8 protein-coding genes, 1 tRNA gene and 2 pseudogenes are annotated in these 9,539 nt (G+C 73.1%); 7 read left to right on the top strand and 4 right to left on the bottom strand.

Features of this window, described 5'->3' with window-relative positions:
• The 3 genes and pseudogenes from ABZY44_RS36495 to ABZY44_RS36485 form a co-directional block, all read left to right on the top strand.
• Positions 1-210: pseudogene (locus ABZY44_RS36495) on the top strand (class II glutamine amidotransferase); the annotation flags it as partial.
• Positions 211-289: 79 nt separating this feature from the next.
• The gene (locus ABZY44_RS36490; protein WP_356661650.1) at positions 290-2,176 is read left to right on the top strand and encodes a glycoside hydrolase family 15 protein; all 1,887 of its coding nucleotides are present in this window, start codon (positions 290-292) and stop codon (positions 2,174-2,176) included.
• Between the two features lie 477 nt (positions 2,177-2,653).
• Positions 2,654-3,016, top strand: coding sequence for a transglycosylase family protein (locus ABZY44_RS36485; protein WP_356661648.1), 363 nt, complete (start codon positions 2,654-2,656; stop codon positions 3,014-3,016).
• A 379-nt stretch (positions 3,017-3,395) separates the two neighbouring features.
• On the opposite strand, the gene ABZY44_RS36480 is transcribed toward ABZY44_RS36485, so the two are convergent.
• The 3 genes from ABZY44_RS36480 to ABZY44_RS36470 form a co-directional block, all read right to left on the bottom strand.
• Entirely contained in the window at positions 3,396-4,619 is a 1,224-nt protein-coding gene (locus ABZY44_RS36480; protein ID WP_356661646.1) for a glutamate--cysteine ligase, read from the bottom strand.
• A gap of 119 nt (positions 4,620-4,738) precedes the next feature.
• The gene (locus tag ABZY44_RS36475; protein ID WP_356661644.1) at positions 4,739-5,695 is read right to left on the bottom strand and encodes a TIGR03557 family F420-dependent LLM class oxidoreductase; all 957 of its coding nucleotides are present in this window, start codon (positions 5,693-5,695) and stop codon (positions 4,739-4,741) included.
• A gap of 164 nt (positions 5,696-5,859) precedes the next feature.
• Complete coding sequence (locus tag ABZY44_RS36470; RefSeq protein ID WP_356661642.1) at positions 5,860-7,155, bottom strand: cytochrome P450; 1,296 nt, start codon at positions 7,153-7,155, stop codon at positions 5,860-5,862.
• 117 nt (positions 7,156-7,272) lie between these two features.
• Between ABZY44_RS36470 and ABZY44_RS36465 the strand changes: the two genes are divergently transcribed.
• Positions 7,273-7,908 (top strand): endonuclease, encoded by a 636-nt coding sequence (locus tag ABZY44_RS36465; protein WP_356661640.1) that lies wholly within the window; start codon positions 7,273-7,275, stop codon positions 7,906-7,908.
• A gap of 82 nt (positions 7,909-7,990) precedes the next feature.
• Here ABZY44_RS36465 and ABZY44_RS36460 read toward each other — a convergent pair whose 3' ends face one another.
• Entirely contained in the window at positions 7,991-8,215 is a 225-nt protein-coding gene (locus ABZY44_RS36460) for a hypothetical protein (protein ID WP_356661638.1), read from the bottom strand.
• Positions 8,216-8,400: 185 nt separating this feature from the next.
• Here ABZY44_RS36460 and ABZY44_RS36455 point away from each other — a divergent pair, with 185 nt between their 5' ends.
• From ABZY44_RS36455 to ABZY44_RS36445, 3 genes and pseudogenes are all read left to right on the top strand, one after another.
• Positions 8,401-8,949 carry a GNAT family N-acetyltransferase gene (locus tag ABZY44_RS36455; RefSeq protein ID WP_356661636.1) on the top strand — a complete coding sequence of 183 codons (549 nt, stop codon included), beginning with the start codon at positions 8,401-8,403 and terminating at the stop codon, positions 8,947-8,949.
• Between the two features lie 112 nt (positions 8,950-9,061).
• Positions 9,062-9,135: transfer RNA gene (locus tag ABZY44_RS36450), tRNA-Met, on the top strand.
• A 78-nt stretch (positions 9,136-9,213) separates the two neighbouring features.
• Positions 9,214-9,406: pseudogene (locus ABZY44_RS36445) on the top strand (SAM-dependent methyltransferase); the annotation flags it as partial.
• Between the last annotated feature and the right edge of the window lie 133 nt (positions 9,407-9,539).

The raw sequence follows: 9,539 nt of genomic DNA, 5'->3' as shown, positions 1-9,539 counted from the left end.
TTCTACAGCAGCAAGGTGGACTCACTGCGCCGCCTGCACCCCGATGTCACCTTCCTCCAGGAGGTGTCGGACGAGACCCGCCTCGTCGTGTCCGAACCCCTCGGCGACCTCCCGGGCGCCTGGAACGAGGTACCGGAAAGCACCTACGGCGTCGTACAGCCCGGGGCGGACGGGATCTACCCCTTCAGGCCGGAACCGGCAGCGGCATGACGCGGCCCCCGGCGCCCGCGGACCGCCGTGCGGGCCGGGTGGCCGAGCCCTTCCCCACCGACGACGCCGTGGAGAGCCGATGAACCCCTACCCGCCCATCGCCGAGCACGGGCTGATCGGCGACTTGCAGACCTGCGCGCTGGTCAGCTCCGAAGGGGTGCTCGACTGGTTCTGCTCGCCTCGCTTCGACTCGCCCAGCGTCTTCGCGAGCCTGCTCGACCACGACCGCGGCGGATACTTCGGCATCACCGCGGACGGGCCCGCCGGCGGCGACGCCGAAGGTCCGGCACACGGGGGCAGGGTGCTCACCCACCAGCTCTACCTCGCCGACACGGCCATCCTCATCACCCGCTTCCTCACTCCGGACGGCGTCGGCGAGGTCGTCGACTTCATGCCCGTCCCCGAGGAGCACACGGCCACCGACCGGCACCAGGTGGTGCGGTACGTCCGCGTGGTGCGCGGCACGGTGCGCTTCACCCTCGAGTGCCGTCCGCGCTTCGACTACGGGCGGGCCCCCCACGAGCTGGTCATGGACGGCTCCACCGCACGCTTCGAGGGGCCCGGCGTGACCGCGGACCTGCAAGCCATGGACGCCGTCGCGTTGGAGCCCGACGGACAGGACGTGCGCGCGGCCTTCACCCTGGACGCGGGCGAGCACACGGCCGTCCTGCTGACGGTCCGCGACGCGGGGAGCGAGGCGCCGCCGGACCTCGAAACCGGTGACGAGGTCCGGCAGTTCGCCGACGTACACCGCTTCTGGCACGGCTGGACCGGCCGTTGCCGCTACCGCGGCCGCTGGCAGCAGATGGTCAACCGCTCCGCCATCACCCTCAAGCTCCTCACGTACGCACCCACCGGCGGGCCGATCGCGGCGCCCACCATGGGCCTGCCCGAGCAGGAGGGCGGGGAACGCAACTGGGACTACCGCTACACCTGGATCCGCGACGCCTCCCTGTCGGTACGTGCCATGCGCGACCTGGGGTTCACGGACGAAGCCGACGGATTCCGCCGCTGGCTGCAGCAACGCCTGCAGGCCGGAGGCGCCCCGAACGGTGAGCCCCTGCAGATCATGTACCGCGTCGACGGCGACCCGCACCTGACCGAAGAGGTCCTCGACCACCTGGAAGGCTGGCGTGGCTCGGCCCCCGTGCGCGCGGGCAACGGGGCTGCCGACCAACTCCAGTTGGACATCTACGGAGAGGCCGTCTACGGCCTCGCCCAACATGGCCAGACCGACGACATCGTGGGTTACGACGCGTGGATGAGCTCCGCCGGCCTGCTCGACTGGCTGTGTGACAACTGGGACCGCCCCGACGAGGGCATCTGGGAGACGCGCGGCGGCCAGAAGGACTTCACCTACAGCCGTCTCATGTGCTGGGTCGCCTTCGACCGCGGCATCCGCCAGGCCATGGCCACCGCGCGCCCGGCCGACCTGCCCCGCTGGACCGCCGCACGCGACGCCATCATGGAACAGATCATGACCCGTGGGTGGAGCACGCAACGGCAGGCCTTCGTCCAGCATTACGGCAGTCATGTGCTGGACGCCTCCCTGCTGCTGATGCCGCTCGTCGGCTTCATCTCCCCCAAGGACCCGCGCTGGCTGTCCACCCTCGACGCCATGGACGCCGAACTCGTCTCCGACAGCCTGGTCTACCGCTACGACCCGGAGGCCTCTCCCGACGGTCTTCAGGGCAGCGAAGGCACGTTCTCCCTCTGCAGCTTCCTCTACGTGTACGCGCTCGCGCGGGCGGGCCGGCTCGAACAGGCCCGCTACGCCTTCGACAAGATGCTGACGTACGCCAACCACGTCGGCCTGTTCGCAGAGGAGATCGGCCCCACGGGAGAACAGCTCGGCAACTTCCCCCAGGCCTTCACCCACCTCGCCCTCATCACCGCCGCCCTCGCACTCGACGCCGAACTCGACCGTGGCGAGGGCGGGGGGCAGGGGTGGAGCGCGGGAGCCTGATCCGTCCCGCCGAGCGGGCCCGACGCGGCCGGAGCGCCCGCCGGCAGGCCACCGGGCCGCGCGCGGGCGATGAAACGCTGCAAGAGCGAGAACGGCCCGACCCGCTCGATGTGCCGACGCGGGCCGGGCCGCCGACCTGCGTCGTAGATCCGCCGCACGCCTGCTGAGGCGCGGCACCTCCTGCTCGCCCGCGGCCGTTTCGCCCGGTCGGCACGCAGGCCCGGCGACGCCGGGAAGGTCGGCATCCGCCGCTTCATCGTTCTGCTCGGCGGCTGCGACGAGCCCGGTCCGACGAGGTGGCGGCGCCCCGAAAGGGGCCGTGGAGCGTCCGTTCGGGTGGTGTCGCCCCTTTGTCGACCGCAAGTGCCGCTGGAGGCACGTCGGTCCGTGCTGTGCTGTGGCCACGGCCTCCGGAGGGCCGTACGCGGGCCCGCCCGCTGTTCGCGGCAGGTCCGCCCCAACAGCGAAGGAGGAGTGATGCCGAGTCACCGAAAGAACGGACCGGGCCGCAACGCCGTCGGTCAACTGCTGGTCACCGTCGTGGCGTTGACGGTGTGCCTGCTGGACGCATCCGGGTCCCATGCCGCTGTCGTCCACTCGAAACATACCCGCGACTGGGACGCCATCGCCCGGTGCGAGTCCGGCGGGAATTGGCGGGCGAACACCGGCAACGGGCACTACGGAGGATTGCAGTTCACCCAGTCGAGCTGGAAGGCGGCGGGGGGCAGGAGATTCGCGCCACGCGCCGACCTGGCCACGAAGGCGGAGCAGATCGCCACGGCGCGGAGACTCGCGAGGATCCAGGGCATGGGCGCCTGGACCTGCGCACGCCGCCGCTGAGTCGCGCGCTCCGACGGGGCGGCCGAACCCGCCCCTGTCGGGGACCTCGCGAGCGGACGCGCGGAGAGCCGTCCGGGGCCGCCAGGACCTGGCCCGTGCGTTCACCGGGCCCCGGGCGGCCGTAGCCGAGTCGCGCGACCTCTTGCACCCGCACCCCGGGCGTCCCCGCGCACAGTTGGCGGCACGGTCCCGGGACGGGATCCACCGGTCTGGTTCGTCCGCCCGCGAAGGACCAGCAACTCACCGCGGTGCAGGGTGGCTTCCGCGGGCCGATGGCGTGGGGCGGGGCGGTCCCGGTGCCGCTCGCCGGTCGAGGACCTGGGGGAGCGGCCAACAGGGAACGCAAGGCGGCCGGCGGTGTGCCCGCCCGGTCAGGGGTTCACTTGGCCGTGGTGGCCGTGGTGGCCGTGGTGGCCGTCGTGGTCGCTGTGGTCGCGGCCAGGGTGTCGACGACGCCGCGCAGGCTGCCCAGACGTCGGTGCGCCGCGCGCTGTCGTGCGGCGCCGCCGCCCTGGACCCGTAGCCGGCCGAGGACCGTCGCGGCCATGGGCAGGTCTCCGGCCGCCTCGAGCCCCGGTGCGGCCCGCTCCACGAGGGCGCCGACCAGATCCCAGGCGGGTACCCGCCGACCGGTGCCCAGATCGAGACCCTCGCCCTCCAGCCCGTTGAGGGCCGCGAGGTGGTGCGCGGTCCGCAGCGCCCGGGATCCGGCCAGGGGCGAGGGCGCGCCGGCCTCGGCGTCAGCGGCCAGGGCCGCGGCGAGGCCCCGTACGAGAGCGGCCAGCAGCACCACCACGTCGAGATCGGCGTTGACGTCGGCGACCCGGATCTCGAGCGTCGGGACGTGCTCGGAGGGCCGGGCGTACCAGTAGACCATCCGCCGGTCCATGAGGCGGCCGGTGCGCATGAGGGCTTCGACCGTGTGCTCGTACCGGGCCTCGTCCAGGACCGGGGCGGGCCCGACCTCTGGCCACCGGGCGTGCTCGACCGACCGCCAGCTCGCGTACCCGGAGTCCCTTCCCCGGTCGAACGGGGAATTGGCCGCCAGGGCCTGCAGCACGGGCAACCAGGGGCGCATGCGGTTGGCCAGGTCCAGTGCCCGGGCCCGGTCGGGCACCCCGACGTGGACGTGGCAGCCGCACACCACCTGGCGGAGGTCGCCGAGGGCGGGCGCATACCGGTCGGCCATGCGCAGGTAGCGCGGATCCGGGGTCACCTCCAGCGGCTCCCCGGGCGGGATCACGGGCGTTCCCGAAGCCACCGGCATACAGCCCTCCGCGGCGGCCGCGCGGCTCACGGTGTCCCGCAACCAGGCCAGCTCGGCGCGGAGTTGGGCACTGTCCGAGGTGGGGCGGGTGCAGACCTCCACCTGGGCGGTGAAGAACTCCCGCTGCACCAGCGGACCGAGGGCCGCGCTGATCGCCGCGATCACCTGGGGTGCGCGGGCCGCCGGTGCGCGGCTGAGGCGGTCGACGAGGAGGAACTCTTCCTCGACACCCATCGTGAGCAGGGCGGGGCCGGGCCCTGCGGTCCGGCCGGTGCCGCGGACGCACGGGCCGGGCTCCCCGGGGGCGGCTGCGGCCGCGGACAGTGTTGTCGACATGTGCGGTTCCCTTCGCGGGAAGTCCTACCTTGGGGCCTGGGGCCTGGGGCCTGTTGCCGTGGGCCGTGAGCCATGGGCGGGTGGCCTTGCCGTTCAGCGGGGGCGGTGGCGGGAGCCGGTCAGCCGACGAGAGCGGGCAGGATCTTCTCGCGGTAGGCCGCGAAGAACTCCTCCTGGTTCTCTCCGATCTGTCCGACGTACACCTCGTCGAACCCGGCGTCCACGTACGCGCGGATCGCCTCGAGGTGCTCCTCGGCATCGGACCCGCACGGTACGGCCTCGGACACCTGCCGCCGGGTGACGAGCTCACTGGCCTGTTCGAAGTGGGCGGGGGTGGGAAGGATCTGGTTCAGCTCGCCCGGCAGGTGCTCCGTGGGCCACAGCCGGTACGCGGTCTCGACGGCCGCGTCGCGGTCCTGGTCCCAGCAGACCTTCAGGCCTCCGACCACGGGTCTGCCCGTACCGCCCGCCTCGCGGAACGTGGCGATGGCCTCTTCGTCGGGGCCCATGGTGACGAATCCGTCCCCGATGCGGCCCGCGAGGCCCGCCGCTTTGGGGCCGAACCCCGAGACGAGCACGGGCAGCGGTTTCTCGGGTGCGGTGTAGAGGCGGGCGTTGTCGACCGTGTAGTGCCGGCCCCGATGGCTGACCTGGCGGCCGGTGAACAGCATCCGCATCACCTCGACCGCCTCCTCCAGCATGTCAGCGCGCTCGTCGAACGACGGCCAGCGGTCCCCGAGCACATGCTCGTTCAGCGCCTCGCCGGTGCCCACGCCGAGCGCGAAACGGCCGCCGAGCAGCACGCTCGAGGTGGCCGCGGCCTGCGCCGTCACCACCGGGTGCACCCGCACGGTGGGACAGGTCACCAGCGTGGTGACCGGAAGGTCGACCGTCTGCGACAGCGCGCCGATCATCGACCACACGAAGGGACTGTTGCCCTGGGCGTCGGTCCAGGGATGGAAGTGGTCGGAGATGGCCAGCCGGGTGAATCCGGCGTCCCGTGCCGAGCGCGCCTGCTCCAGCAGCCGGGCCGGGGTGAACTCCTCGGTGGCCAGGAAACAGCCGAAAGACGTCATGACCTCATCCACCTCATCCCTCTCGTCCGTCCGAGCCGGTGCCCCCTGACTCGCGGCTACCCATGCCGTCCACGCGGACACACGCGACCGCCGGCGTTTTCCGGCCCCGCCCCGCGCGGTGTGCGGGACGCCGTGCGTCGCCGTAGCCGCCAAGGCGCCGGGGCCTACCGCCGCGCGAGGTGCTCCCGTGGCCGCCGGGCGGGTTCGAGGGCGAAGCCACTGCGGGGGCGGGTCGGGATCCGGGTGAGGGGGATGGACAGGTCCTGTTGCGGCACGACGAAGTCGAGGTCCGCGAGGGCGGGGCCGAGTGCGGCGAGTACGGAGAGGGTGAGGTCCTCGCCGGGGCAGCGGTGGCCGGTGCGCGCGTCGCCCCCGCCCTGGGGGATCAGCTCGTCGGGCTCCGGTTCGCGGCCGGCGAAGCGCCCGGGGTCGAAGTGGTACGGCCGATCCCACAGCTCCGGGTCGTGGTGGTGTCCGTACACGTCGAGGAGGAGGAGGGTGCCCGCCGGGAGATCTTCCCCGTCGAAGGCGAGGTCGCGGGCGGCCAGCCCTCCGACGAAGGGGACGAACGGATAGAACCGCCGGACCTCGTGGGCGAACGCGCGGGCGTGGGCCGCGCCGCCGGTACGCAGTTGCTCGTGCCGGCCGGGATGGCGGTGGAGTGCGTGCGCGGCGAAAACGGCGAACCAGGCGATGGCGACCGTCGGCCGGAGGATGTTGAGGAGCTCGACGGCTGCCGTGTGCGGATCGAGCAGTGTGCCGTCCGGCTCGCGGTGCAGGGCGACCGCCTCCAGCGGGCTCCCGGCCGCCGCGGCGTGCCGGGAGGCGGAGAAGACGCCGTCCGGGTGCGGTCCGTGTACGTGGAGCCGCAGATCGGTGACGGCGGCCGCCAGGGCCCGCTCCTGGCGTCGTCGGGCGCGGTGGGCCCGTGCGTGCCGGGGCCCGGCGGTGGCGAAGCCGTCCACCATGGCGACGCAGTCCTCGGCGATCTCCCGGGCCGCGTCGTCGGGGACCGGCAGCCCCACCCAGTCGCAGACGGCGCGGGCGAGCAGGGCGGCGACCTCGTCGAAGAGCACCACCCTGCGGCCTTCCCAGGCCGCCACGGCCTCGCGCCAGCCGCCCTCGACGCTCTCGGTCAGGGTGCGGACGGCGTCCGGGGGCATGAGCAGTGAGGTGAGCAGCTCCTTGCGCGCGCGGTGGGCCGGCCCGTCCAGGGTGTGCACACCGCCCTGCCCGAAGAGGGTGTCGAGCACCGGAGCGGGCAGGGCGCCGTGGCGCTGCACGCGGCCCTCGTCGTAGAAGAGGGCCACGGCCTCGGGGCCGTGCAGGAGGGCGGCGGGATGCCCCAGCAGCCGGGTGCGGACCAGGCTCGCGCCGTCGTGGGCACGACGCAGATCCGGGGCCCAGGCGTAGCCGTGCAGCATCAGGGACAAGGTGGCGTCGGTCATCACAGCGCTCATGATCTGCGCCTACCCGGTCAAAAGGGTGACAATCGGGCGGGCGCAGGGCGCCGGGGACGCCCGGGGCACCCGGGGCGTCCGACCGTGGGGGATGGGGTCAAGGCCAGAGGAGGACGCATGGACCGGCGCGCGAAGGTGGAGGGTCTGCTCGCGGACTACGGCCGGACGTACGCCGAGGAGGCGGGCATCCGGCTGCGGAACACTCCGGCCCCGCTGTATCAGGTACTGGTGCTCACCGTGCTCTTCTCCGTCCGGATCAGGGCCGACATCGCGGTCGCCGCGGCCCGCGAGCTGTTCGAGGCCGGCTGGCGCAGTCCCCGAGCGATGGCCGGGTCCACCTGGCAGGAACGTGTGGACGCCCTCGGCCGTGCCCGTTACCGGCGCTACGACGAGAGCACGGCGAGCGCGCTCGGCGACGGCGCGACCCTGATCGTCGACCACTACGCCGGGGACCTGCGGCGGCTGCGCGACCGGGCGGAAGGCGATCCCGCCCGCATCCGCGAGCTGTTGCGGGAAGTCCCGAGGATCGGTCCGGTCGGCGCGGACATCTTCTGCCGGGAACTCCAGGGCCTGTGGCCGGAGCTCCGGCCCGCCTTCGACCGCAAGGCGCGTACGGGGGCCGCGGCACTGGGGCTTCCCCGGACACCCAGGGGCCTGGCCGAACTCGTTCCCGCCGCAGAACTCCCGCGCCTGGCGGCAGCCTTGGTGCGTAGCCAGCTGGAGCACGGACCCCGGCTGAGGGCTGAGGGCTGAGGGCTGAGGGCTGAGGCGTGCGGGCCGAGGGCTGAAGGTTCCGGGCTGACGGCGCACGCCTGACGCCATGGTCAGGCCCGGGTCAGCCGGCCTTCTCGTCGTCCCGGGGGCCCACCCAGCCGCGCGTCCCCTCACCCTGCGACTTCCCGGGCCGCTCGGGGCGGTCGAGACGGCTCGCCTCGTCCGTGTCGGCGGCCGCCGTCTTCCTGTCGCCGCCTCGGCCGCCGGCGTGCGGCTTGCGGTGCCGGGTCTGCGCCTGCTCCTCGTCGTGCAGCGGTACTCCTCCTGCGCCGCCCTGCTCGTCCATGACCGTCCTCCTCGCTGCTGTGATCCGGTCCTGCGGTCCTCCTGTGCGGCTGCCCGGCTCCGGGCCGTGGAAACACCGAGGCCGCGTCCCCGGCCCCACGGGCGGAGCAGGCGGAAGGCGTCTCCGTCGCGGACCGCTCGGGCGATCTCCTGTTCGGGTGCGGGACAGCCCTTAGCATGGGGGGCATGCCTCCCCTGCCGTCACGGGTCGAACTGTGCCCGCTCACCCTCGCCGACCAGGACGAGTTCTGCTCGCTGGTGAGGGCCAGCGCCGAGCTCCACGCACCGTGGATGCAACTGCCCGCGACCACGGAGGAGTTCCACGGCTGGATGCGCCGCTTCGCGGACGACGCGAATCGCGGCTTCCTGGTCCGCGTGCGGGAGACCGGGGACGCCGCCGGCATGGTCAACATCAACTCGATCATCCGGGGCCGCTACCAGGGCGCGTCCCTCGGCTACGCGGCTTTCGCCCCGTCCGCAGGACGGGGCTACATGGCCGAAGGGGTCGCCGCCGCCCTGCGGCACGCCTTCGGCGACCTGCGGCTCCACCGGCTGGAGGCGAACATCCAGCCGGGGAACGAGGCGTCTCTGGCCCTGGTCCGGCGGCTGGGCTTCCGCTACGAAGGGCTGTCGGCCGCCTATCTCTACATCGACGGGGCCTGGCGCGACCACGAACGCTGGTCCATCAGCGCACCGCCTCCCTGGACGCCCGATCCTTCCCTTCCCGAGGTCTGAGGGCCGTCCCGTCGTCCCCGGCGGGCGCACGGGCATTTCTCACGACCGCGCGCCCGCCGGGGTGGGAGTGGCGCGAGAGGGGCCGGGGATCCCGTAAGGTGAGGTTCACCGACGCGGGGTGGAGCAGTTCGGTAGCTCGCTGGGCTCATAACCCAGAGGTCGCAGGTTCAAATCCTGTCCCCGCTACAAGAAGGTCCGGCCCCCTCGGCGCGCAAGCGCCGAGGGGGCCGGACCGTTTTCCGGAGCCCCTTTTCGGCGGCCGGGCGGATCCTCCGGGTCGGCGCCCGCTACGTGACGATCACCGGCTGCTGGAACCCGCGGCACGGCTACGCCCGACACCCTGCCCTACTGGAAGCCGCGGGCCACGTCGCGGCTGGTCACGGGTGTCGAGGAGGCGTTCGTCGACTCCTCCGCGGACGGCTCGTTCCCGCACGTCCTGATCGCGGCCGACCGCGTCTCACCGGGCCCGGCACCGGCCGCGCCCCGGCCGCATGCGGAAGGGCCGGGATCCTCAAGAGGATCCCGCCCCTTCCGGTCAGTAGCGGGGACAGGATTTGAACCTGCGACCTCTGGGTTATGAGCCCAGCGAG

This window comes from Streptomyces sp. NPDC006544 (assembly GCF_040611715.1).
Classification (GTDB): Bacteria; Actinomycetota; Actinomycetes; order Streptomycetales; family Streptomycetaceae; genus Streptomyces.
Note: the sequence above shows the minus strand (reverse complement) of the source record. Positions and strands in the feature narration are given on the sequence as shown.